Annotated in this window: 18 protein-coding genes; 7 read left to right on the top strand and 11 right to left on the bottom strand. The window is 72.3% G+C overall.

Going from position 1 to position 22,800, the window contains the following annotated elements; all coding sequences use genetic code 11:
* Positions 1-3: 3 nt before the first annotated feature.
* From fusA to ABD343_RS00160, 3 genes are all read right to left on the bottom strand, one after another.
* On the bottom strand, positions 4-2,097 hold the full coding sequence (gene fusA / locus ABD343_RS00170; protein ID WP_344522622.1) for an elongation factor G: 2,094 nt from the start codon (positions 2,095-2,097) through the stop codon (positions 4-6).
* 63 nt (positions 2,098-2,160) lie between these two features.
* Positions 2,161-2,286 carry a hypothetical protein gene (locus ABD343_RS00165; RefSeq protein WP_344522620.1) on the bottom strand — a complete coding sequence of 42 codons (126 nt, stop codon included), beginning with the start codon at positions 2,284-2,286 and terminating at the stop codon, positions 2,161-2,163.
* Positions 2,287-2,518: 232 nt separating this feature from the next.
* Complete coding sequence (locus ABD343_RS00160; RefSeq protein WP_344522618.1) at positions 2,519-3,670, bottom strand: acyl-CoA dehydrogenase; 1,152 nt, start codon at positions 3,668-3,670, stop codon at positions 2,519-2,521.
* 155 nt (positions 3,671-3,825) lie between these two features.
* Here ABD343_RS00160 and ABD343_RS00155 point away from each other — a divergent pair, with 155 nt between their 5' ends.
* Together ABD343_RS00155 and ABD343_RS00150 are read left to right on the top strand one after the other, a co-directional pair.
* Entirely contained in the window at positions 3,826-5,178 is a 1,353-nt protein-coding gene (locus tag ABD343_RS00155; protein WP_344522616.1) for a UDP-glucose dehydrogenase family protein, read from the top strand.
* Positions 5,179-5,272: 94 nt separating this feature from the next.
* Positions 5,273-5,650: a VOC family protein gene (locus tag ABD343_RS00150; protein ID WP_344522614.1), complete on the top strand. Its 378-nt coding sequence runs from the start codon at positions 5,273-5,275 to the stop codon at positions 5,648-5,650.
* 82 nt (positions 5,651-5,732) lie between these two features.
* Here the strand turns inward: ABD343_RS00150 and ABD343_RS00145 are convergent, their stop codons facing one another.
* Positions 5,733-7,004, bottom strand: coding sequence for an LCP family protein (locus ABD343_RS00145; RefSeq protein ID WP_344522612.1), 1,272 nt, complete (start codon positions 7,002-7,004; stop codon positions 5,733-5,735).
* Between the two features lie 127 nt (positions 7,005-7,131).
* Here ABD343_RS00145 and ABD343_RS00140 point away from each other — a divergent pair, with 127 nt between their 5' ends.
* Positions 7,132-7,659, top strand: coding sequence for an acyl-CoA thioesterase (locus ABD343_RS00140; protein WP_344522610.1), 528 nt, complete (start codon positions 7,132-7,134; stop codon positions 7,657-7,659).
* 186 nt (positions 7,660-7,845) lie between these two features.
* On the opposite strand, the gene ABD343_RS00135 is transcribed toward ABD343_RS00140, so the two are convergent.
* Positions 7,846-9,321 carry an LCP family protein gene (locus tag ABD343_RS00135; RefSeq protein WP_425578070.1) on the bottom strand — a complete coding sequence of 492 codons (1,476 nt, stop codon included), beginning with the start codon at positions 9,319-9,321 and terminating at the stop codon, positions 7,846-7,848.
* Positions 9,322-9,494: 173 nt separating this feature from the next.
* Here ABD343_RS00135 and ABD343_RS00130 point away from each other — a divergent pair, with 173 nt between their 5' ends.
* The gene (locus ABD343_RS00130; RefSeq protein ID WP_344522608.1) at positions 9,495-10,514 is read left to right on the top strand and encodes a glycosyltransferase family 2 protein; all 1,020 of its coding nucleotides are present in this window, start codon (positions 9,495-9,497) and stop codon (positions 10,512-10,514) included.
* 147 nt (positions 10,515-10,661) lie between these two features.
* Here the strand turns inward: ABD343_RS00130 and ABD343_RS00125 are convergent, their stop codons facing one another.
* The 4 genes from ABD343_RS00125 to ABD343_RS00110 form a co-directional block, all read right to left on the bottom strand.
* Complete coding sequence (locus ABD343_RS00125) at positions 10,662-12,326, bottom strand: LCP family protein (RefSeq protein ID WP_344522606.1); 1,665 nt, start codon at positions 12,324-12,326, stop codon at positions 10,662-10,664.
* A 71-nt stretch (positions 12,327-12,397) separates the two neighbouring features.
* The gene (locus ABD343_RS00120; protein ID WP_344522604.1) at positions 12,398-14,119 is read right to left on the bottom strand and encodes an LCP family protein; all 1,722 of its coding nucleotides are present in this window, start codon (positions 14,117-14,119) and stop codon (positions 12,398-12,400) included.
* Positions 14,120-14,310: 191 nt separating this feature from the next.
* Positions 14,311-15,519, bottom strand: coding sequence for an LCP family protein (locus ABD343_RS00115; protein WP_344522602.1), 1,209 nt, complete (start codon positions 15,517-15,519; stop codon positions 14,311-14,313).
* Positions 15,520-15,660: 141 nt separating this feature from the next.
* Positions 15,661-16,443 carry a TIGR03089 family protein gene (locus ABD343_RS00110; RefSeq protein ID WP_344522600.1) on the bottom strand — a complete coding sequence of 261 codons (783 nt, stop codon included), beginning with the start codon at positions 16,441-16,443 and terminating at the stop codon, positions 15,661-15,663.
* Between the two features lie 135 nt (positions 16,444-16,578).
* Here ABD343_RS00110 and ABD343_RS00105 point away from each other — a divergent pair, with 135 nt between their 5' ends.
* From ABD343_RS00105 to ABD343_RS00095, 3 genes are all read left to right on the top strand, one after another.
* On the top strand, positions 16,579-18,171 hold the full coding sequence (locus tag ABD343_RS00105; protein WP_344522598.1) for a peptidoglycan recognition protein family protein: 1,593 nt from the start codon (positions 16,579-16,581) through the stop codon (positions 18,169-18,171).
* A 195-nt stretch (positions 18,172-18,366) separates the two neighbouring features.
* Positions 18,367-19,449, top strand: a complete 1,083-nt coding sequence (gene manB, locus ABD343_RS00100; protein WP_344522596.1) for a mannose-1-phosphate guanylyltransferase — start codon at positions 18,367-18,369, stop codon at positions 19,447-19,449.
* A gap of 60 nt (positions 19,450-19,509) precedes the next feature.
* Positions 19,510-20,418, top strand: a complete 909-nt coding sequence (locus ABD343_RS00095) for a DNA-3-methyladenine glycosylase family protein (protein ID WP_344522594.1) — start codon at positions 19,510-19,512, stop codon at positions 20,416-20,418.
* A gap of 54 nt (positions 20,419-20,472) precedes the next feature.
* Here the strand turns inward: ABD343_RS00095 and ABD343_RS00090 are convergent, their stop codons facing one another.
* Both ABD343_RS00090 and cofD read right to left on the bottom strand, forming a co-directional pair.
* Entirely contained in the window at positions 20,473-21,750 is a 1,278-nt protein-coding gene (locus tag ABD343_RS00090; RefSeq protein WP_425578092.1) for a coenzyme F420-0:L-glutamate ligase, read from the bottom strand.
* Between the two features lie 53 nt (positions 21,751-21,803).
* Entirely contained in the window at positions 21,804-22,796 is a 993-nt protein-coding gene (cofD, locus tag ABD343_RS00085) for a 2-phospho-L-lactate transferase (protein WP_344522590.1), read from the bottom strand.
* Positions 22,797-22,800: the final 4 nt, after the last annotated feature.

The raw sequence follows: 22,800 nt of genomic DNA, 5'->3' as shown, positions 1-22,800 counted from the left end.
GCGTCACCGGACCGGGACCCCCGCCGGGACCGGCGCGTAACCGGCCGGGCGGCTGGTGAACGTGCCCCGGCCGCGCGTACGGCCGCGCAGCCGGGACGCGTAGCCGAACAGCTCGGCCAGCGGCACGGTCGCGGTGACCACGCTCGTGCCGCCCCGGACGGACGAGCCCGAGACCCGGCCGCGCCGGGCCGCGAGGTCGCCGAGGACGGCGCCCACGGCGTCCTCCGGCACCGTGACCGTCACCTCGGCCACCGGCTCCAGCACCGTCATCGCGCAGGCCCGCAGCGCCTCGCGGAGCGCGTTCCTGCCCGCCGTGCGGAAGGCCATCTCCGAGGAGTCCTTGGAGTGGGTCGCCCCGTCGGTCAGCGTGACGCGCACGCCGGTGACGGGGTGGCCGCCCAGCGGGCCCTCCGCCAGCGCGTCCCGGCACCCGGCGGCGACGGCCCGCGCGTACTCGGCCGGTACGCGCCCGCCGACGACGGCGGACGTGAACGCGAAGCCCTCCTCCCCGCCGCCGGCCTCGCCGCCGCCGTCCTTCCCGGCGCCGTCCCCCAGCGGCCCGACATCGAGCACGACGTGCGCGAACTGCCCCGCGCCGCCGTCCTGTTTGACGTGCCGGTGCACATGCCCGGTCACGCCGCGTACGACCGTCTCGCGGTAGGCCACGCGCGGGCGGCCGACCGAGACCTCCAGCCCGTGGTCGCGCCGCAACTGCTCCGCCGCGACCTCCAGATGGAGTTCGCCCATCCCGGAGAGCACCGTCTGGCCCGTCTCGCCGTCCGTCCGGACGGTCAGCGAGGGGTCCTCCTCGGCCAGCCGGGCCAGCGCTGTGGCCAGTCGGCCGGTGTCGGTGCTCCGGACGGCCTCCACGGCGACGGAGACGACCGGCGCCGCGGACGTGGCCGGTTCGAGGACGAGCGGCGCGCCGGGCGCGCAGAGCGTGGCCCCGGCGCGCGCCGCCTTCACCCCGACGACCGCGACGATGTCCCCGGCGACGGCCCGTTCGACCTCCCGGTGCCGGTCGGCCTGGACGCGCAGGATCCGCGCGATCCGTTCCGTACGCCCGCTGCCCGCGTCGAGCACCGCCGTGCCCTTGCCGACCGTGCCCGCGTACACGCGCAGGAACGTCAGCCTGCCCGTCGGCGCCGCGTGCACCTTGAACACCAGCGCGGTGAACGGCGCTTCGGGGTCGGCCGCGCGCTCCGCCGTACCGCCGCCGGGCACGTCGCCGCGCACGGCGGGCACATCCAGCGGCGAGGGCAGATACGCCACCGCCGCGTCGAGCAGCGGTTCGACGCCCCGGTTGCGGTACGCGGAGCCGCACAGCACCACGACGCCCTCACCGGTGCGCGTCACGTCGCGCAGCGCGGCCGTCAGCGTGGCCGCCGAGATCTCCGGCCCGTCGCAGAACTCCTCCAGCGCCGCCGGATGCAGCCCGGCCACCGTCTCCTCCAGCACCCGGCGGCGCCGCAGCGCCTCGTCGCGCAGCTCCTGAGGAACGGGCCCCTCCGTCAGCTCGCCGTCTCCGGCGGGCCACAGCAGCGCCCGCATCCGCACCAGGTCCACGACGCCGGTGAAGCCGTCCTCGCGCCCGACCGGCATCTGGACGACCAGCGGTACGGTGCCCAGCCGTTCGCGGATCGAGTCCACGGCGGCGTCGAGGTCGGCCCCCGCCCGGTCGAGCTTGTTGACGAAGGCGATCCGGGGCACCCCGTGCCGGTCGGCCTGCCGCCAGACCGACTCGCTCTGCGGCTCCACCCCGGCGACGGCGTCGAACACGGCGACGGCCCCGTCGAGGACGCGCAGCGAACGCTCGACCTCGTCGGCGAAGTCGACGTGCCCGGGGGTGTCGATGACGTTGATCCAGTGGCCGTCCCACGCGCAGCTCACCGCCGCCGCGAAGATCGTGATTCCGCGCTCGCGCTCCTGCGCGTCGAAGTCGGTGACGGTCGTGCCGTCGTGGACCTCGCCGCGCCGGTGGGTGGCGCCGGTCAGGTGCAGGATCCGCTCGGTGACGGTGGTCTTGCCCGCGTCGACGTGGGCGAGGATGCCGAGATTGCGGACGAGGGACAGGGCGTTGGTACGTACGGCACGCATGCCTGGACCTTTCGGTGATCCATGTGTTCGCTGAACAGGGCAGCGCGATGGCCCTGGCGAGCCTCAGAGGATCGCGAAGCTCGCAGGGAACGACCAGCCCCGGGCGCGCAGCCGGAGCCGGGCGCGGGAAGACACGAGGATCACCTCGAACCGCGACAGGGAGCGGACGGCAGCGGTGTGCTCACGCATGCCGTCCTCCTCTCCTTGATCTGATCGCGGTGTGACGCGTGGTGAGTGTAGGGAGCGAGAAGGGGGCGGGTCACCGGGTTTTCCGGTGACCCGCCCCCTCGTACGGAGCCGGGGTGCGCCCCGAAGGGGCGCGGGGAACCGCGCGACCGGCCACGACGCACGCGCGGTCGGCGACGCACGGGCAGGGGCAGGGGCAGCCCAGCCCCGGACAGAGGCCAGCGGCAATCTCGCGTTACGGCAAGTTCCTCGCCATGACGATCCGCTGGACCTGGTTCGTGCCCTCGTAGATCTGGGTGATCTTCGCGTCACGCATCATCCGCTCGACCGGGTAGTCACGCGTGTAGCCGTACCCGCCGAGGAGCTGGACGGCGTCCGTGGTGACCTCCATCGCGATGTCCGAGGCGAAGCACTTCGCTGCGGCGCCCTGGTAGGTGAGGTCGGCGTCGACACGCTCGGAGGCGGCGGCGGCCTGGTAGGTCAGCGCGCGGGCCGCGGAGACCTTCATCGCCATGTCGGCCAGCATGAACTGCACGCCCTGGAAGTCGCCGATGGGCTTGCCGAACTGTTTGCGCTCCTGGACGTACCCCTTCGCGTAGTCCAGCGCGCCCTGGGCGATGCCGAGGGCCTGGGCGGCGATGGTGATACGGGTGTGGTCCAGGGTCTTCATCGCGGTCGCGAAGCCGGTGCCCTCGGCGCCGATCATGCGCTCGGCCGGGATCCGCACGTTGTCGAGGTAGACCTCGCGGGTGGGGGAGCCCTTGATGCCGAGCTTCTTCTCGGGGGCGCCGAAGGAGACGCCCTCGTCGCCCTTCTCGACCACGAAGGCGGAGATGCCCTTGGTGCGCTTCTCGGGGTCGGTGACGGCCATCACCGTGTAGTAGTCCGAGACGCCCGCGTTGGTGATCCAGCGCTTGACGCCGTTGAGGACGTACGAGTCGCCCTCCCGTACGGCCTTGGTCTTCATGCCGCCCGCGTCCGAACCGGCGTCGGGCTCGCTGAGGCAGTACGAGAACATGCCGTCGCCCTTGGCGAGCGGCGTGAGGTACTTCTTCTTCAGGTCGTCGGAGGCCGAGAGGATCACCGGGAGCGAGCCCAGCTTGTTCACCGCGGGGATCAGCGAGGACGAGCCGCAGACCCGGGCGACCTCCTCGATGACGATCACGGTGGCGAGCGCGTCGGCGCCCGCGCCCCCGTACTCCTCGGGGACGTGCACGGCGTGCAGGTCGTTCGCGGTGAGCGCGTCGAGGGCCTCCTGCGGGAAGCGGCCCTCCTCGTCCACCTCGGCGGCGTACGGAGCGATCTTCGCCTCGGCGAGCGCACGCACCGAGTCGCGGAGCATGTCGTGCTCCTCGGACGGCCGGTAGAGGTCGAAATCAGACGCCAAGGTGTCTCACTCCTCTGTGAGCGGGGGCTCGCTAATTACCGTTAAGTAACTCGATTTTAGTGGGCCGGAAGCGCATCGGGATACGTGAGGTTCACGACAGGGGAGGCCCCGTTATGCTCGCGGGCAGCGTTCTGCCTGGAGCAAGGAGCATCAGCATGGCCAGCTCGGCCTCGCCGAAGATCACCGTGATCGGCCTCGGATACCTCGGCGCCACGCACGCCGCCGCGATGGCGGAGCTGGGCTTCGAGGTGCTCGGCCTGGATGTGGTCCCGGAGAAGATCCGCCTGCTGGAGCAGGGCCGCGCGCCCATGTACGAACCGGGCCTGGACGACCTGCTCGGCGCCCATGTCGCGGGCGTCGAGGGCTCCAGCGGACGGCTCCGCTTCACGGACTCCTGGGCAGAGATCGGCGACTTCGGCGACGTCCACTTCGTCTGCGTGAACACCCCGCAGAAGCACGGCGAGTACGCCTGCGACATGAGCTACGTCGACTCCGCCATGGACTCCCTCGCCCCGCACCTGACGCGCCCCGCGCTCGTCGTCGGCAAGTCCACGGTCCCGGTCGGCAGCGCCGAGCGGCTCGCGGCCCGTATCGCGGAGCTGGCGCCCGCGGGCGCGGACGCCGAGCTGGCGTGGAACCCGGAGTTCCTGCGCGAGGGCTTCGCCGTCCAGGACACGCTGCACCCCGACCGGCTGGTCGCGGGCGTCCGCAGCGAGCGCGCCGAGCTGCTGCTGCGCGAGGTCTACGCCCGGCCGCTCGCGGAGGGCACGCCCTTCGTCGTCACCGACTTCCCGACGTCCGAGCTGGTCAAGACCTCCGCGAACTCCTTCCTCGCCACCAAGATCTCCTTCATCAACGCGATGGCCGAGGTCTGCGAGGCCGCGGGCGGCGACGTCGTGAAGCTCGCCGAGGCCATCGGGTACGACGACCGGATCGGCAAGAAGTTCCTGCGCGCCGGCATCGGCTTCGGCGGCGGCTGCCTGCCCAAGGACATCCGCGCCTTCATGGCCCGCGCGGGCGAGCTGGGCGCCTCCGAGGCGCTGACGTTCCTGCGCGAGGTCGACTCGATCAACATGCGGCGCCGGGCCCAGATGGTCGAGCTGACCCGGGACGCGGTCGGCGGCACCCTGCTGGGCAAGCGCGTCGGGGTCCTCGGCGCGACCTTCAAGCCCGACTCCGACGACGTCCGCGACTCCCCGGCGCTCAACGTCGCGGGCCAGCTCCACCTCCAGGGCGCCCAGGTCACGGTCTACGACCCGAAGGGCATGGCGAACGCCCGCGCGATCTTCCCGACCCTGGGATACGCCGACAGCGCGCTGGAGGCCGTCCGGGGCGCCGACATCGTGCTGCACCTGACGGAGTGGCGGGAGTTCAAGGAGCTGGACCCCGCGGCCCTCGGCGAGGCCGTCACCCGCCGCCACGTCCTGGACGGGCGCAACACCCTGGACCCCGAGGTCTGGCGCAAGGCGGGCTGGACCTTCCGCGCGCTGGGGCGCCCGACGGCGTAGCTGCCGACGGCGTGGGGCCGCGTAGCGTTTGAGGGGCCGGGCTCCGGCAACCCGGGGCCCGCGCTTGTCCCGTGCCGCAGACGGAAGGAGCACCATGGCCCTCGTCACCATGGGCGTCACCGTGCTGGACTGCCCCGATCCCCGCCGGCTCGCCGAGTTCTACGCGGGCGTGCTCGGCTGGCGGATCCTCGACGACCGTTCGGACAGCGCGTGGGTGGAGGTCGGCGACCCCACGGGCGCCCGGCGCCTCGCCTTCCAGGAGTCGCCCGGCTACATCCCGCCGGAGTGGCCGAGCCTGGAGCACGCGCAGCAGCTCCACCTCGACTTCGACGTGCCCGTGGACCGCTGGGACGAGGCCGAGCGCGAGGTCACGGACGCGGGCGCGCGGCTCGTCCAGAGCGACGAGGGCAAGCGCGACTTCCGCGTCTACCTCGACCCGGCGGGCCACCCCTTCTGCCTCTGCGCGAAGTGAGCCGAGCACGCGAGAGGGCGCCCGCACACGGTGTGTGCGGGCGCCCTCGTCGGTGGCCCTGGTCGGTGGCCCTCGGCGGGAATCAGCGGTCCGAGGTGACGGTCACCTTCTCGCCGTTGTTCATCTGCTCGACGAGCTTCTTGACCTTGGGCTTGTCCCAGGCCAGGTTGCCGCCCGGGGCCGGGCCCGCGATCGGCATGTTCATGGACTTGCCGTCGCCGCCGGAGACGCCCTTCATCGCCCAGAACATCCGCGCGACGTTCCAGAGGCTCATGTCCTTGTCGACCTTGAGCGTGTCCAGGCCCGCGCCCATCGTCGGGTAGAGCCGGAAGGGGTTGAGGACGGTCCAGGGCGTGGCCACCTGGTTGGCCAGCGCGGAGAGGAACTTCTGCTGGTTCTTCGTCCGGTCCAGGTCGCTGCCCTTGAGCGCGTACCGCGTCCGTACGAACGCCAGCGCGTCCTTGCCGTCGAGGGTCTGCTTGCCCTTCTTGAGGTCCGCGCCGGACTTCTCGTCCTTGATGTCCTGCGGGATGTCCATCTCGACGCCGCCGACCGAGTCGACGATCTTCGCGAAGCCGCCGAAGCCGATCTCCGCGTAGTGGTCGATGCGCAGCCCGGTGTTGGCCTCGACGGTACGGACGAGCAGCTCGGGGCCGTCCTGCGAGTAGGCGGCGTTGATCTTGATGTGCTTGCCGGTCGCCGGGTACTTCTTGCCGGACTCGGAGCCGGTGAAGGAGGGCAGGACCACGTCCGAGTCCCGGGGCAGCGAGACCATCGTGTTCCCGCTGTCGCCCACGTGCAGGATCATGATCGAGTCGGTGCGGCCCTCGTCGGTGGGCCCGCCCGTGTGGAGCTTGTTCCGCTCCTCCTTGGACATGCCCTCGCGGCTGTCGGAGCCGACGATCAGGTAGTTCGTGCCGTCGCCGCCGTCGGGGCGGTTCTCGACGATGCTGAGATCGACCTCGCGGCGCAGCTTGGAGTCGGCCCAGAAGTACGTGCCGATCGACCAGGCCAGCACGACCACGACGAGCGTGATCACGCCCCACTTGATGCGGCGCCGCCAGTTCGGGCGGGGGCGGTCGTCGTAGCCGTCGTACCCGTCGTCGTCACCGCCGCGTCCGCCGCCGTAGACCTGGCCGGTGTTGTAGCCCGAGTCGTAGCCGCCCTGCTCGTTGTACCCCTGGCCGTAGCCGTCCTGGCCGTAGCCCTGCTGTCCGGGGCCTCTGGACTGCTGGGGGACTCCGGGATTTTGTGTATGGGGCATGACACGCGTGGGGTCCGGGTTGGACGCTCCGCTGCCGCGTCCTTGCCGGCCCTGGGGGTGGTCGGTCCAACCGTCGGGCCACTGATTCATGGGGGAAGTCTGCCTCTCCCGCGCCACCCCCATACAGGGCGGGTACCACTTCGGGCAGAGGCTGTAGCAGTTCTGATGCAAATACTCGGGTCCGAGTCGGACGATCTCGCCGCATATGGTGGTGGACATGACGCACCAGGCCACTACGGCGGACGACACCCTTCCGGGCAAGCCGACCGCCGCATCGCGCACGACCCTGTCGCACATCATGACGGTCAACGACACCAACCTGCTCGGCACCGTGCACGGCGGCGTGATCATGAAACTGGCCGACGACGCCGCGGGCGCCGTCGCGGGCCGCCACTCCGAGGGCCCGGCCGTGACGGCCTCCATGGACGAGATGGCCTTCCTGGAGCCGGTCCGCGTGGGCGACCTCGTCCATGTGAAGGCGCAGGTCAACTGGACGGGCCGCACCTCCATGGAGGTCGGCGTCCGCGTCATGGCCGAGCGGTGGAACGAGTCGACGCCCGCGACCCAGGTCGGCTCCGCCTATCTCGTCTTCGCCGCGATCGACGAGAACGGCAAGCCCCGCACCGTCCCGCCGGTCGTCCCGGAGACGGAGCAGGACCGCCGCCGCTACCAGGAGGCCCAGATCCGCCGCACCCACCGCCTGGCCCGCCGCCGCGCGATCAAGGAACTCCGCGCCCAGCGCTGACCTCCCGGCGCCGCCCCCTCGCCCTTCCGGCGCGGTCCCGTGCCCGGCATCCGTGCCGCTGCAGCGGGTGCCCCTCGCGGTGCGTCGCGGCCCGAAGCCGTGCCGTGGCCGGGTGTGCCCACGCGACGGAGCCGCATCACAGGCACAGGCCCGCGCTCCTTCGGGCGCGACCCCGGCGGCGCCCTGTCAGCCGCAGCCCACCTTGTCCCCCGTCACCGGGGACCCCTCCTTGCCCGCGAGGGCGTTCACGCGCACGGGGCGGACCTGCTGGTCCGGGTCGGCGACCGTGACGTGCATCTGGGGGCCCTGGCCCTCCTCCTTCACCAGGTCCGCGCCGGGGAGCGCGGCGGCCAGGGAGCGTGCCGAGCGGTCCCACTCCGGGTCGTACGTGATCGTCGTACGGCCCGGGCGGGCCTTGTCCGCGTTGCCGGGGGCCCCGTCCGTGGCGAAGCCCGTCTTGTGCAGCTCCTTGTCGAGGCGGCTGCCGAGCCCCTTCTCGTCGGTGCCGTTCTCGATCTTGACGCGGATGTCGCGCGGGGCGACCTCGACCCGGGCCGGGCCCTTGCCCTTCGGCTTCCGTACGGCCAGGGGGCGGTCCTCGCGCAGGGCCGTGAAGAGCTTGTCCGCCTTCTCGCGGTCCCACTTCACCGTCGAGCCCAGCCCCGGCACCTGGTGGCCCGGGTCGCCGACCGGGACCGAGGCGAACTCCGAGGAGGCCGGGGTGAAGCCCCGCATCGCCTGGCCGAGCGCCATCATCTGATCGCTGCCGAAGCCGTGGTCGGCGCGTACGGAGCCCAGCAGGGTCGAGGCGACCCGGTTGAACTTCACCGGGTTCATCAGGACCCCGCTGTCCGTCGCCCTGGAGATCACGGAGGCCAGGAAGCGCTGCTGCCGCTTCATCCGGCCCAGGTCCGAGTCCCCGTCGAGATGGCGGGCCCGCACGTACTGGAGGGCCTCACCGCCGTTCAGCCGCGAGGTGCCCTTGGGCAGGTCGAGGCCCGAGTAGCTGTCCTTGAGCGGCTTGCGGGTGCACACCTCGACCCCGCCCAGCACGTCGACGGTGCTCATGAAGCTGGTGAAGTCGACCTCCAGATAGTGGTCGACCCGCACCTGTGTCAGCTTCTCCACGGCCCGTACGGTCAGTCCCGGGCCGCCCAGGGTGTAGGCCGAGTTGAGCTTGGCGGCCCGCGGCCCGCGGCGCTTGCCGGTGGTCCGGTCCTTGTGCGCGGGCAGCTTCGTGTACGTGTCGCGGGGCAGGCTCACGACGCTGGCGCGCTTCCGGTCGGACGAGAGGTGCACCAGCATCATCGTGTCCGTGCAGTCGCAGGCCGAGCCGCCCAGGTTGTACTTGTCCTTCATCTTCTCGGAGAGCTGGTCGCGCCGGTCGGTGCCGACGACGAGGATGTTCGCGCCGTCCCCGCCCTCGGGCCGGTCGGTGAGCCCGTGGAAGGGGTCCACGCGGCGCACGTCCGCGTTCAGGCCGGTGACCATGGCGTGCCCGACGCCGCTCGCGGTCAGCAGCAGCGCCGAGGTGCCCGTCGCGATCCGCAGCCCCCAGCGGGGCCGCCGCGCGGGCGGTCTTCCGCTGCCCGCGCCGCCTCGTCGGCGCCCGGTGCGGGGCGCGGCTCCGGAGGGGCGGGGGGACTGTGCGCTGACGGGCAAGGGACGACACCTTCACGGAAGAGGGGTGGCGGACCGTTCCGTCCGGCCACCTGGGGGCACGGTCTTCGCACGGTAGGTCCGTACGATCTCCGGATCGCGGCCCCACGCCGCCGCGCGTTCGGCGGGCACTCGGCCGGTGCGGGCCGTTCCCCCGTTCGCGGTAACGTGAGCGCGTGACTCAGGACGCCTCACTTCCCGCCGTTTCCGTGATCATGCCTGTCCTCAACGAGGAGCGGCATTTGCGCAGCTCTGTCCAGCACATCCTGGAACAGGAGTACGGCGGGGAGATGGAGGTCGTGATCGCCCTCGGCCCCTCCGACGACCGTACGGACGAGATCGCGGCCGAGCTGGTGGCGGAGGACCCGAGGGTGCACACCGTGCCCAACCCGACGGGCCGCACCCCCGCCGGGCTGAACGCGGCGATCAAGGCGTCCCGGCACCCCGTCGTCGTCCGCGTCGACGGCCACGGCATGCTCTCGCCCGACTACATCGCGACCGCCGTCCGGCTGCTGGAGGAGACGGGCGCGGCGAACGTGGGCGGCCTCATGTTCGCCGAGGGGGAGAACGCCTGGGAGGACGCGGTCGCCGCCGCCATGACGTCGAAGATCGGCGTCGGCAACGCGGCCTTCCACACCGGCGGCGAGGCCGGCGAGGCCGAGACCGTCTACCTCGGGGTCTTCCGCCGCGACGTCCTGGAGCAGCAGGGCGGGTACAACGAGGAGTTCATCCGCGCCCAGGACTGGGAGCTGAACTTCCGCATCCGCGGCGCGGGCGGCCTCGTCTGGTTCTCGCCCGAGCTGCGGGTCTCGTACCGGCCGCGGCCCAGCGTCCGCGCGCTCGCCAAGCAGTACCGGAACTACGGGCGCTGGCGGCACGTCGTCGCGCGCTACCACTCCGGCTCGATCAACCTGCGCTATCTCGCGCCCCCGACCGCCGTCTGCGCGATCGCCGCGGGCGTGGTGGTCGGCGCCGCGGTGACGCCCTGGGGCTTCGTCGTGCCGGGCGGCTATCTGGCGGCGATCGTCGCCGGCTCGCTGCCCGCGGGCAAGGGGCTGCCGCTCAAGGCGCGGGCCCAGATCCCGGTCGCGCTGGCGACCATGCACATGACGTGGGGCTGGGGCTTCCTGACGAGCCCCCGGAAGCTGGCGAAGAAGGTCATCGCCAGCCGACGGGAGCCCGTCCACCAGAGCTAGCCCCTTCCCGGCGCATCCCGGTTGCCCTCACCTCGGGCTGAACAGGGGCTGCCCCTGTCCGTGCGCCGCAGCCTGCGACGAGCAGGAGGGGGCACCCTCTGCCCAGCCCTGAGCAGAGGGTGACCATGAATCGGCGGCGCGGCGTGGTCACCAGGTGTAGTTCGGGTTCACCTTCATGCACGCCTTCTTGTTCTCGCCGTTGAGGGCGTCCGCGCTGTCCGGTGCCTTGTTGTCGTCCTTGCCGCCCTTGCCGTGACCTCCGGCGTTCTTCGGGTAGCCGTCGCTCTCGCGCCAGTCGGCGCCGACCACCAGGGTGACCTCCTGGGCCGCCGAGGAGTGCTTGACCAGCCGCTCGGGGACGCCCAGCGCCTTGGCGACGGCCAGCGCGTCGCCGCGCTGCTTCTCGCTCGGGTAGCTGATCGTCGTGTCCGCCTGGGACTTGGGCGTCTGGTCGGCCGTCGCCTGCTCGTAGCCCTTCTGCGCGAGCGCGTTGGCGATGACGCTGGCCCGGCCGGAGACGGGCGGCTGGAGCGCGGTGCCGGTGCCGTTCATCACGCGTACGGGGATCTCGCCCTTGGGCTGTGAGGGCTCGGTCGGCTGGGCCTTCTTACTGGCCTCGGCCTTCTTCTTGTCCTTGCCGTCCAGCGCGATGTCGTTCCGTACGAGCGAGAAGATCTTGTCCGCGTCGCCCTTCTTGGGCACCACGTAGTCGCCGGAGTACTCCCAGGGCATGGTGGCCATGGTGATGCGCTTGGTGGGGACGCGCTTGAGGTCGTTGCCCAGGTCGTAGAGCTTCTTGACCGAGCCGAGGCCGTCGTCGACCGTGAGCGCCTCGGTGGCGGCCTCGGCGAGGTCCTTCATCTTGCCGGGGTCGGTCAGCTTCGTGCCCGCCTTGAGCTGGCGCACCATCGAGTTCATGTACATGTGCTGCGCCTTGGCGCGGCCGATGTCCGTACCGTCGCCGAAGCCGTGCCGGGTGCGCAGCCAGCTCAGGGCCATCTCGCCCTTGATGGTCGACTCGCCCTTCTTGAGCTTCAGGTGCGATTTGGGGTCGCTCACGTTCTGGTTGACGCAGACCGGGACGCCGCCGACCGCGTCGGCCATGGAGACCACGCCCGAGAAGTCGATCATCATGAAGTGGTCGATCGGGACGCCGGTCATCTCCTCCCACGTCGCGACGGTGCAGCCGGGACCGCCGTGCTGGAGGCTGGTGTTGATCTTGTCTGAGGTCTTCGCGTAGACCTTGCCGTCGTCCGAGTCCGTGCACTTGGGGATCGTCGTCTTGGTGTCCCGGGGCACGGAGATGACCGACATGTTGCTGCGGTCGGCCGAGACGTGGAGCAGCATCTGGACGTCGGCGAGGGGCTTGCGGGTCGCGTCGCCCTTCGAGCCGCCGAGCCGGACGTTCTCCTTCGACGCGCGGGAGTCGGAGCCCAGCAGCAGGATGTTGAGGGGCGTCTGCCCGGCCGCGTTGGGGTCCGACTTGTCGAGCTTGTTGTCGCCGAGGTTGAGCGCGTCCTTGCCGAGGTTCCCGTTGAGGTGCTGGTAGTAGAGGTAGCCCGCCGCCGCGGTGCCGAGTATCAGCACCGCGAGGAATATCGCGAACCAGCGCAGGACTCGTCGCTTGCGCCGGGGGCGTACCTCCTCGTCCACCGCGTCGTGGTCGCGGGGCCCGCCGGGGCCGGCGCCCGGACGGGCCTGGCGGAGCTGACGGGTCGGCCGGTCCTCGTACAGGCTGTCGTCCCAGCCGCGGTCGGCGGCCGAGGGCGCGCCCCTGCGCGCCCGTCGGCCACGGGTGTTGTTCTGCCGCACGGGACCTCCCCGTTCTGATCAGGCGATGCTTCCCCATGATCGCCTGGCGGGACGGTCATGAGGGGTCGGAGTCACTTTGCACACACATTTTTGTCGTCCGCGTTGACTTTCTGCACTCCTTCCGGAGCCTTGTCCGGTGCGCCGACGGGCTCGCCCGCTCCGGTGTAGTCCCTGCCCAGCGTCAGCGTCATGGCGGTGCCCGCGCCCGAGCCGTCCGCCGACTTCTTCAGCGCCGAGGGCGGCAGCCCCATGATGTCCGCCAGCCGCGCGGCCTGCCCGACCTGCGAGGGCACGTACTCCAGGCGGGTCTTGGGGAGTTGGGCGGCGTTGCCCTTGATGGCCGCCTCGCCGACGCCCTTGTCGTTCTGGAGCCACAGGGCGGTCTCGCGGGCCGCTCCCGCGAGGCCTCCGCCGTTCCAGACCTGGACGCGGACCTCGGACGCCGGGGCCTTCTTGGCCTTGCTGGCGGCCACCTTCCGCTTCTTCTGCTCCTGCTTCACCTTGGTCATCGACTTGTCGTCCCTGACCATCTTGAAGAGGGGAGCGGCCTTCCTCTTGTCGAGGACGACCGTCGCGGGATCGTTCGGGTTGTCCAGCACGGGCACCGTCGCGAAGGTGATGTTCTCGATGTTCACCCGCTTCAGGTCCTGCGCCATGTCGGTGAGCTTCTTGACGCTCCCGATGCCGGTGTCGACGGTGAGGGCCTTCGTCGCCGCGTTGCCGAGCTTGAACAGCTTCGACGGATTGCTGAGCGTGTCCCCGGACTTCATCTTCCGGATCATGGAGCTGAGGAACTGCTGCTGGAGCTTGATCCGGCTCAGGTCGCTGCCGAAGCCCACCGAGTGCCGCGTACGGACGAACGCGAGGGCCTTCTCGCCCGCGATCGTGTGCTTCCCGGCCTTGAGCTTGAGGTGCGACTTGGGGTCGTTGATGTCCTTGGCCGTGCAGACCTCGACGCCGCCGACCGCGCTGGACAGCTCCTTGACGGCGTTGAAGTCCGCCATCATGAAGTGGTTGATCTTGATGCCCATCAGCTTCTCGACCGTGCGCCAGGTGCACCCCGGGTCGCGCTCGTTCTGGCCGAGGCTGGTGTTGAAGCGCGCGTTGGTCTCGCCGCGGATCGTCTTGGTCGAACCGTCCTCCTGCTTGGTCGGGCAGTTCGGGATGTCCGTGATCATGTCGCGCGGGATGGAGAGCGCCGTCGCGTTCGTCCGGTCCTCGGAGACATGGAAGAGGAACGTCGTGTCCGCGTGGCCGACGCTGCCGTTGTCCCCGTAGCCGGTGTTGCCCTTGCCCTCGCGGGCGTCGGTGCCGATCACCAGGATGTTCACCGGCCCGTCGGTGACGGCGGAGTTGTTCATGCCGACGTCGACCTTGTTGATGTTCCCGTTGAAGTGCTGGTACAGGAAGTAGCCGGTCGCGCAGCCCGCGATCAGCAGCACGCACACCGTGCCGCCGCCCCAGCGCAGCGCCTTCTGCTTCCCGGACAGCCGCGGCTTGGCCTTCCGCCGCCCGTGCCCGTGGCCGCGGCCGCGGCCTCCGGAGCCCCCGGAGCCGCGCTGCGAGGGGAGCCGGGCCTCGCCCCGGCTCTCGCCGCGGGAGCCGTGGTCCTCCCGGCCCTCCGTACGCGATCGTCTCTGGCGCGGCGCTGCGGGTCGGCGGGTGCCGTACGACTTCGGGGAGTCGTCGGCGACGGGGTTCAGTCGCAGCTCGTAGCTGCCGGTGTTCGGGTCGAACACCCACTGATCCGCGGGATCGACATCTCCCGCGTGCCCACGGCCTTGCGCGTCCACGATTGCGTAAGTCCTCCCATGCTGCGTCATTCCCGGGGCCCGTGGCCGACCAGGGAGGCCAGACCCGGCCTCGCGAGGCGGAATCCCGGAAACCCGCTGCCGCCGCCCCGGGGCCGACCGGAGCGCTCACACTATCCGGCAGGTTCGGCGAGTAGCGACGTCGGTGACAAATTCCACGCGGCCAGAAACGGTCAATTCGCCGCATTCTCAGCCTCGTTCGCGGCGCAGATGTCTCGTGCCGCAGTGGTCCCCCGGTAGGAGGGGCCCGAGTCCCTCTTCCCGCCGTCCCCGTCCCCCGGTTTCTTCGCGTCGTCCCGCGCCGACTCCGCGTCCGCGGCACGGTCGTCACCGGACCCGACGCGCACCGGACGGTCGTGCCGCAGCCGGGTGAACAACTGGTCCGCCTCCGGCTGCACGAGCTGGTCGCGGTTTCTGTCCAGTTCGTACGACTGTCTGGGCACCGTAAGAAAGCGCACCTTCTCTTCGGGGATATCGCGCACGGCCCGCACGAGTTCGTAAAGCTCCTTGAGGGAATCCAGCCCGGAATCGGCGGTGAGTGCCGAGGTCGCCGCGTCGAGGACCGGATAGACCTTGGTCGGATTCAGCAGTACACCGTTCCCGCGCACCTTCTTCACGAGCGAACCCATGAATTGCTGCTGCCGGTCGATACGGTCGGTGTCGCTGCCGTCGCCGATGCCGTGCCGTGCCCTGACGTAGCCGAGCGCGTCCTCGCCGTGCAGGGTCTGCCGCCCTGCCGGGAGGTCGAGCTTCGCGTCGCGGTCGCGCACGGACTCCGGCAGGCACACCTCGACGCCGTCGACCGCGTCCACCAGCTTCTTGAAGCCGCGGAAGTCCACGACGAGGTGGTGGTCTATCCGGATGTCGGTCATCTTCTCGACGGTCCGGATCGTGCACGCGGTGCCGCCGAACTGGTACGCCCAGTTGAACTGCGCGAACTGCTCGCGCGTGCGCTTCCCGTCCTTCGTGGTGCAGCGCGGGATGTCCGCCATCAGGTCGCGCGGCAGGGAGACCCCGGTCGCGCTCTGCCGGTCGGCCGCGATGTGCAGCAGGATCGCGGTGTCCGCGCGCTCGGTGCCCTCGTCGCGCCCGTACTTGCCGTTGCCGTCGCCCCGGTTGTCGGAGCCGAGGATCAGGATGTTCTGGGCCGTGCCCTCTATCGGGACGGGGCGCTCGTCCTCGTACCGGGCCAGCTCGTCCGCCGTGTCCTCGTCCGTACGGATGTTGCCGTCGAGCTTCTGGAAGAGCGACCACCCGACCCCGGCGGCGGCCAGGACCAGCACCGAGACCCCCAGCGCCGCCCAGCGCAGCCAGCGCCGGCGGCGGCGCGGGGCGGCTGAGGGGTCGGTACCGGAATCGTCGGTGGTGCCCGGGTCGGTCACGGCTGCGTCATCCCTCACGAACTCGACGGCGGCTAGGCGTACAGGCGTGCGGGTGCGCCGGTCACGTAGACAGACGTCCGAATCGCGCGCAAGGTTGTACGCACTGCCGATCATGAGGTCGGGCCCGGGGCCCGGCCACCGTCAGTCGGCGGTGTGGGTGATGCGCTCGCTCTCCTTGCGCTTGTCGAGGGACGCGGCGTCGAGCTGCCCGAGCCGGGGCGCGAGGACGACCGAGGCACCGGCCGCCAGCGGGGCCAGCAGACCCGGGCCGAGCCCCTCCCAGGTGTCGTACGGCAGCGCCGAGAGCACCCGCGAGCCCGGCGTCAGCCCCAGCTCCCCGGCCTCGGCCCGCGCCCGCTCGACGACCTGCGATCCCGTCAGCTCCTCACGGCCGTTGGCGCCGGGAGGGCCCGCCGGCCCGTCCGCCGCGAGCGCGAGCGCCTCCGGGTCCACGGGCGCGTACGGCGTGAACTGGTCGCCCTGTCCGGGGACCTCGACCGCGTAGTCCATGAATCCCTCGGGCGGCTGCGGGAAGCGCGCCCCCATCGGCCGCAGGCTCAGCGCGATCCGCTCGCCCCGGCAGGCGCGGGCCGCCTCCAGGGTGTCCGGGCCGCTGACGACGAGGTCGGCTCCCGCGGGATCGCCCTGGACGTCGGCGACGACCCCCGTCGACGCGCAGGCCAGCAGCCAGACAGCCGTCTGCCAGTGCGCGGGGAGCAGCAGCACGAGCCGGTCGCCCGGCTCGGCGGACAGCTCGTCCTGGAGCAGATTCGCGGTCTTCGCCACCCAATTGGCGAAGGTGGCGACGGAGAGTTCGACGCGCTCTCCCGTCGCGTCGTCGTAATAGGTCACCAGCGGGCGCGCGGGGTCGGCGGCCAGCGCCGTACGCAGCAGGTCGGCGGGGGTGCGGTCGGTGGCGTTCATCCGCGCAAGCGTACGCCGCACCCCGCGTGGCGGGGCGTCAGCGCCGGGGCGGGGGAGGGGGCTGAGGGGGCGTGAGACCCCGTACCGGAAAATCCTGAATAGACAGGAATCGTCCTATATGCGCACGATCATGACATGCGTGCACACCTTGCAACCTCGCTCGGAGTCGTAGGCGCGGCGGCCCTGCTGCTGCCCCTCGTTCCTCACGTGGACGGCCTCGCCGGAGGCCCGGCGGGCGACGGCGCGCCCCCGGAGCCGGCGCGCGGCGCGGCGCGCGCGTCGTCGGCCCCCGGCGGCACCGCCGCCTCGGCCCGCCCCGCCGGTGCCGGTGCCGGTGACACCCAACTCGCGGGCAGCACCCAGTCGCTGCCCTTCCTCGCGCCGGAGACCGGCTCCCGCGGCCACGCGGGCGGCCGGGCGGAACGCGGCCTCGCGGTGGCGGCGCGGGAGGTACGCCCGTACGCGCTGCTCGGTGTCGTGTGGGAACGCGCGGACGCCGAGCTGCACGGGCGCGTCCAGGTGCGTACGCGCGATGCCCGGAGCGGCGAGTGGACCGGGTGGCGCGAGCTGGAGTCCCACCCGGGCGACGCACCCGGGGAGCCGAACGGCGGCCCGGACGGGGAGCGGGAGCGCGGCGCGACGGCCCCGTTGTGGGTCGGCGACTCCGACGCCGTACAGGCCCGCGTCGTCCCGGGCACGGACGGGAAGCTGCCGGAGGGCATGCGCCTGGAGCTGGTCGACCCGGGCCCGGACCCGGGCACGGGGTCCGAGCAGGGCATGCCGGGCACTCCGGGCACGCCCGGTGGTCCGGGCGGTCCGGGCACGCAGGCGACTCCGGGCACCCCGGGCACGGGGGCCGGGTCCGACGCCGACACCGGCATCCCCGCCTCGCCCGTCACCAGCGTGGCCGGGAGCCCGTACAGCGCGTCGGCCGGTGAGCTGCTGCTGCCCTCGGCACCCTCCACACCGCCCGCGACCCCCGCGACCCCGGCGACCCCCGCTCCGGCCGAGACCCCGGCGTGGTCGGCCCCGCCCACGTCCGCCGCCTCCCCGGCGTCCCCCGCCTCCCCCGCGTCCTCGGCGCCCCCGCGGACCTCGGAGCGCGAGGTGGCCGGGGCGCGTCCGCACGCGAGTGCGCGTCCCCGGATCGTCACGCGCAAGGGATGGGGCGCCGACGAGCGGCTGCGCGAGTCCGGCTTCTCCTACACCCGCACCGTGAAGGCGGCCTTCGTCCACCACACGGCGATGAGCAACAAGTACCGCTGCTCGCAGGCTCCCTCGATCATCCGGAGCATCTACCGCTACCACGTCAAGAGCAGCAAGTGGCGGGACATCGGCTACAACTTCCTCGTCGACAAGTGCGGAACGATCTACGAAGGCCGCGCCGGAGGTGTGGCCAAGGCGGTCATGGGAGCCCACACTTACGGTTTCAACAGCAACAGCACGGGCATCGCCGTCATCGGTTCGTTCGGCAGCACCCGCCCGCCCGCCCCGGTCGTGAACGCCCTCTCCCGGCTCTCCGCCTGGAAGCTCGGCCTGTACGGGGTGAACGCGCGCGGCAAGGTCACGCTGAAGTCCGGCGGCGGCACCTACAAGAAGGGAACGAGGGTCAAGCTCCACACCATCTCCGGCCACCGCGACGGCTTCAACACCGCGTGCCCCGGAGCCAAGCTCTACCGCAAGCTCGGTACGGTGCGTTCGGCCGCGGCCCGGTTGCAGGGGCGCTGAGCGCGCCCGCGCGGTGCCGGGCGGGCCCGCCCCGCACCGCGCGGAAGGGCCCCGCGGAGACCTGCCGGCTCCGTACGGGGCCCGTCGGCGAGGCCGATCGGGGCGTGGGTGGACGGCGATGGACGTCTGCATACACTGGCCGCCGCCATCCCGACGGGCTGGCTGGTGGACCCCGGCAGGAAGCAGAGACGACAGGTGACAGAAGCGATCCTTCTGGTCGGGGGCAAGGGCACCCGGCTCCGTCCACTGACAGTGAACACCCCCAAGCCCATGGTCCCCGCGGCCGGTGTGCCCTTCCTCACCCACCAGTTGGCACGGGCCCGTGCCGCCGGGGTCGACCACGTGGTGATGGCGACCTCGTATCTCGCCGAGGTCTTCGAGCCCTACTTCGGCGACGGCTCCCAGCTCGGCCTGCATCTGGAGTACGTGACGGAGGAGGAGCCCCTCGGCACGGGCGGCGCCATCCGGAACGTCGCCTCCCGCCTCCACTCGCGCCCCGACGAGCCCGTCCTGATCTTCAACGGGGACATCCTCTCGGGCCTCGACATCCGGGCCCTCGTCTCCGAGCACGAGGCGGCGGGCGCGGACGTCTCCCTCCATCTGACGCGGGTCACCGATCCGCGCGCCTTCGGGCTGGTCCCCACGGACGGCGCGGGCCGGGTCACGGCGTTCCTGGAGAAGCCGCAGACGCCCGAGGAGATCGTCACCGACCAGATCAACGCGGGCGCGTACGTCTTCAACCGCTCCGTGATCGACACGATCCCCGCGGGCCGCCCCGTCTCCGTCGAGCGCGAGACGTTCCCCGGGCTGCTCGCCGCCGGGGCCCATCTGCACGGCATGGTCGACTCCACGTACTGGCTCGACCTCGGCACCCCGCAGTCCTTCGTCCGCGGCTCCGCCGACCTCGTCCTGGGCCGCGCCCCCTCGCCCGCCGTGCCCGGCAGATGCGGGGAGCGGCTGATCCTGGAGTCGGCCGAGGTCGCCGACGACGCCAAGCTGACGGGCGGCTCGGTCGCGGGCGCGCGCGCCGCGGTCGGCTCCGGCGCCCGTATCGACGGCAGCGCGCTGCTGGACGGCGCCGTCATCGCGCCCGGCGCCCGTATCCGCGACTCGCTGATCGGCGCGGGCGCCCGCATCGGCGCCCACACGGTGCTCGACGGCGCGGTCATCGGCGACGGCGCGGTGATCGGCGAGGGCAACGAACTCCGCGGCGGCATACGCGTCTGGTGCGACGCCCGCATCCCGGCCGGCGCCGTCCGCTTCTCCTCCGACCAGTGACGGAGGGCGAAGGAAGAGGCCCCCGGACCGCTGTCGGTCCGGGGGCCTAGTCTTGCGCGGGTGTCCCTCACCCGCACCTGGACCCCACCGGGCCCGTACGACCTCGGCGGCAATCTGCGCGTGCTGCAGCGCGGCCCGTACGACCCGACGTACCGCCGGGAGGGCGGCGAGGTCTGGCGCGGCACCCGCACCCCGGACGGACCGGCGGCGCTGCGGCTGCGCGCGGAGCCCGGCGCGGGAGCGGTGCGGGGCGAGGCGTGGGGCCCCGGCGCCGGATGGGCGCTCGACCGGCTGCCCGCGCTGCTCGGCGCCGACGACGAGCCGGAGGCGTTCACCGCGCACCACGGCCTGGTCCGCGAGGCCCGGCGCCGCCACCCCGGGCTGCGGCTGATCCGTACGGGCCGCGTCCTGGAGTCGCTGATCCCCTCGGTGCTGGAGCAGAAGATCACCACCGAGGAGGCGTACCGCGCGTGGCGCCGTCTCGTGCGCCGCTTCGGTGAGCGCGCGCCGGGCCCGCACCCCGACCTGTGGGTGATGCCCGCGCCCCGGGACTGGGTCCGCGTCCCCTCCTGGGAGTGGCACCGCGCGGGCGTCGACCAGAAGCGCTCCTCGGCGGTCCTCCGCGCCGTCCAGCGCGCGAGCCGCATGGAGGAGGCCGCGCACATGACACCGGACGCCGCGCTGGCCCGGCTCCAGGCGATCCCCGGCATCGGCCCCTGGACGGCGGCCGAGACCCTCCAGCGCAGCAACGGCGCCCCGGACGCCGTCACGGTCGGCGACCTCCACCTGCCGCGCATCGTCACCTACACGCTCACGGGCGAGCGGAACGGGGACGACGCCCGGATGCTGGAGCTGCTCGCCCCCTACGAGGGCCAGCGGCACCGCGCCTCGCGGCTGATCAGCCTCGCGGGACGCGTCCCGCCGCGCCGCGAGCCCAAGCGCCCGATCGGGAACATCGCCCCGCTCTGAGAGTCCTCGGCGGGCCCCTCCGCGAGCCCCTCACCGGGCCCCTCCGCGAGCCCTTCAGCGGGTGACGACGAACGCGGAGGCGTCGCGCGGCGGCCTCGCCCTCGGCGCGCCCGCCGCGTGCCCGACGGCGACGGCGCCCATCGGGTCCCAGTCGCCGGGCAGCTCCAGCACGTCCCGTACGACGTCCCGGCAGAACATCGTCGAGGACACCCAGGCCGAGCCCAGCCGCTCACCGGCGAGGGCGACGAGGAAGTTCTGGATCCCGGCGCCGTTGGCGACGACGAACATCTCCCGCTCGGCACCGGCCCGCCGCGCGTCCGGATATGCGTGCGAACCGTCCATGACGAGGCACGGGACGACGAGGTACGGCGCGTTCCGCAGCACGTCCCCGCGGCGCACCCGCTTGGCGATGCTCTGCTCGCTCTTGCCGTCCCGCCGCAGGTCCGCGATCCACTGCTCCCGCATCGCGTCGAGCAGCCGCGTCCGCGACTCCTCGGTCTCCAGCAGCACGAAGCGCCAGGGGGTCGTGTGGTGCGGCGCGGGCGCCGTCACGGCCGAGGCCACGGCCCGCCGCACCGCGTCCCCGTCGACCGGGTCGTCCGTGAACTCCCGTACGGTCCGGCGCAGCGCCACCGCTTCCCGTACGGCCTCCGAGGTGCCGAGGCGGAACATGTCGCTGGCCGCGTCCCGCACCAGCGCACGGGCGGAGACCTCGGGCCCGTCGTCGAGATGGCGGCCCAGCCCGCGCACGACCGCGACGGGCAGTCCGGCGGCCTTGCCCTTCACCAGCTCACCGGCGGCGGCCAGTTCGTCCCCGACGGCCGTGACGGTCACGCCGAGCTGATTGCCGAACGAGTCCACGCCGCCGCGCAGGTCCTCCAGCACGCGCACCCCGGCCGCGCCGATGGCGACATCGGTCTGCCCCGTGCGCCAGGGACGCCCGAACGTGTCCGTGACGACGACGCCGACGTCCACGCCGAGCGTGTCCGCGAGGCCCTCGCGGATCCGCCGCGCCGACAGGTCCGGGTCCTCGGGCAGCAGCAGAATCGTGCCCGCGGGGGTGTTCGAGGCGTCGACGCCCGCCGCCGCCATCACGAAACCGTGCCGGGACTCCACGATCCGCGCGGGCCCGCGCCGGGCCACCACGCGCACGGTCTCGGCGTCGATCGCGCCCTCGCGGTCCTCGGCCTGGACGACGCGGCCCTCGGCCTTGCTCACGATCTTCGAGGTCACGATCAGCACGTCGCCGTCGGCGAGGCCGGGCAGGTCCGGCGCCCCCGCCGCGTCCACGACGAGCTTCACCAGGTCGTCGCCGGGGCGCACCTCGGGCATGCCGGGCAGGGCCCAGACGCGGTACGCGGGGGACTCGGGGCCGGGGGCCGCGCTCACGCCCGTACCTCCTCGGCCAGCTCCAGCGCCTGCCGCGCCATCCGGGCGGTCGCCTCGGTGCCGGTCATCATCAGCGGCACGGCGCGGCAGCGGATCCCCGCCTCCTCGACGGAGGGCACGGAGTCCGCGTCGACCGTGTCCACGAGCCAGCCGTCGAGCAGCCCCGAGCCGTAATGCCGGGCGACGGCGGCGGCCGTGGTCTCGACGCCGACGGCGGCGAGCACCTTGTCGGCCATGCCGCGCACCGGCGCGTCCCCGACGACGGGGGAGAGGCCGACGACGGGCACGCCCGCGTCCGCGATGGCCTCCCGTATGCCGGGCACGGCGAGGATGGTGCCGACGCTCACGACCGGGTTGGACGGCGGGAAGAGGATGACGTCGGCCTCGGCGATGGCCTCCAGCACGCCGGGCCCGGGCTTGGCGGCGTCCGCGCCGACGGGGACGACGGCGTGCGCGTCGACGGAGGCGCGCAGCCGCACCCAGTACTCCTGGAAGTGCACGGCCTTGCGCCCCTCGGCCGCGTCGCCCGCGACGGAGTCGCCGAGATCAGCGGTGTCGATGAGGACGTGCGTCTCGACGCGGTCGTCCGTCATCGGCAGGATCCGCACGCCCGGCTGCCAGCGGGCGCACAGCGCCTCGGTGACCGCGCTGAGCGGATAGCCCGCGGCGATCATCTGCGTACGGACGATGTGGGTCGCGAAGTCGCGGTCCCCGAGCCCGAACCACTCGGGCCCCACGCCGTACGCCGCCAACTCCTCCTTCACCACGAAGGTCTCGTCGGCCCGGCCCCAACCCTGCTCCTCGTGGATACCGCCCCCCAGCGTGTACATGAGGGTGTCGAGATCGGGGCAGACCTTCAGCCCGAACAGGTGGATGTCGTCGCCCGTGTTCCCGATGACGGTGATCTCCGCGTCGGGCGCGGCGGACTTGAGCCCGCGGATGAAGCGGGCACCGCCGATGCCCCCGGCCAGAACCACAATGCGCTGCATGACG

This window comes from Streptomyces albiaxialis (assembly GCF_039530985.1).
Classification (GTDB): domain Bacteria; phylum Actinomycetota; class Actinomycetes; order Streptomycetales; family Streptomycetaceae; genus Streptomyces; species Streptomyces albiaxialis.
This window is presented reverse-complemented; position numbering and strand designations above follow the sequence as displayed.

Excerpts from the sequence above, each read along its gene's own strand:
- ABD343_RS00145 (WP_344522612.1), bottom strand. The coding sequence starts at position 7,004 with ATGAATCAGTGGCCCGACGGTTGGACCGACCACCCCCAGGGCCGGCAA.
- ABD343_RS00150 (WP_344522614.1), top strand. The coding sequence starts at position 5,273 with ATGGCCCTCGTCACCATGGGCGTCACCGTGCTGGACTGCCCCGATCCC.
- cofD (WP_344522590.1), bottom strand. The coding sequence starts at position 22,796 with ATGCAGCGCATTGTGGTTCTGGCCGGGGGCATCGGCGGTGCCCGCTTC.
- ABD343_RS00165 (WP_344522620.1), bottom strand. The coding sequence starts at position 2,286 with ATGCGTGAGCACACCGCTGCCGTCCGCTCCCTGTCGCGGTTCGAGGTG.
- fusA (WP_344522622.1), bottom strand. The coding sequence starts at position 2,097 with ATGCGTGCCGTACGTACCAACGCCCTGTCCCTCGTCCGCAATCTCGGC.
- ABD343_RS00105 (WP_344522598.1), top strand. The coding sequence starts at position 16,579 with ATGCGTGCACACCTTGCAACCTCGCTCGGAGTCGTAGGCGCGGCGGCC.
- ABD343_RS00090 (WP_425578092.1), bottom strand. The coding sequence starts at position 21,750 with ATGCCCGAGGTGCGCCCCGGCGACGACCTGGTGAAGCTCGTCGTGGAC.
- ABD343_RS00110 (WP_344522600.1), bottom strand. The coding sequence starts at position 16,443 with ATGAACGCCACCGACCGCACCCCCGCCGACCTGCTGCGTACGGCGCTG.
- ABD343_RS00140 (WP_344522610.1), top strand. The coding sequence starts at position 7,132 with ATGACGCACCAGGCCACTACGGCGGACGACACCCTTCCGGGCAAGCCG.
- ABD343_RS00155 (WP_344522616.1), top strand. The coding sequence starts at position 3,826 with ATGGCCAGCTCGGCCTCGCCGAAGATCACCGTGATCGGCCTCGGATAC.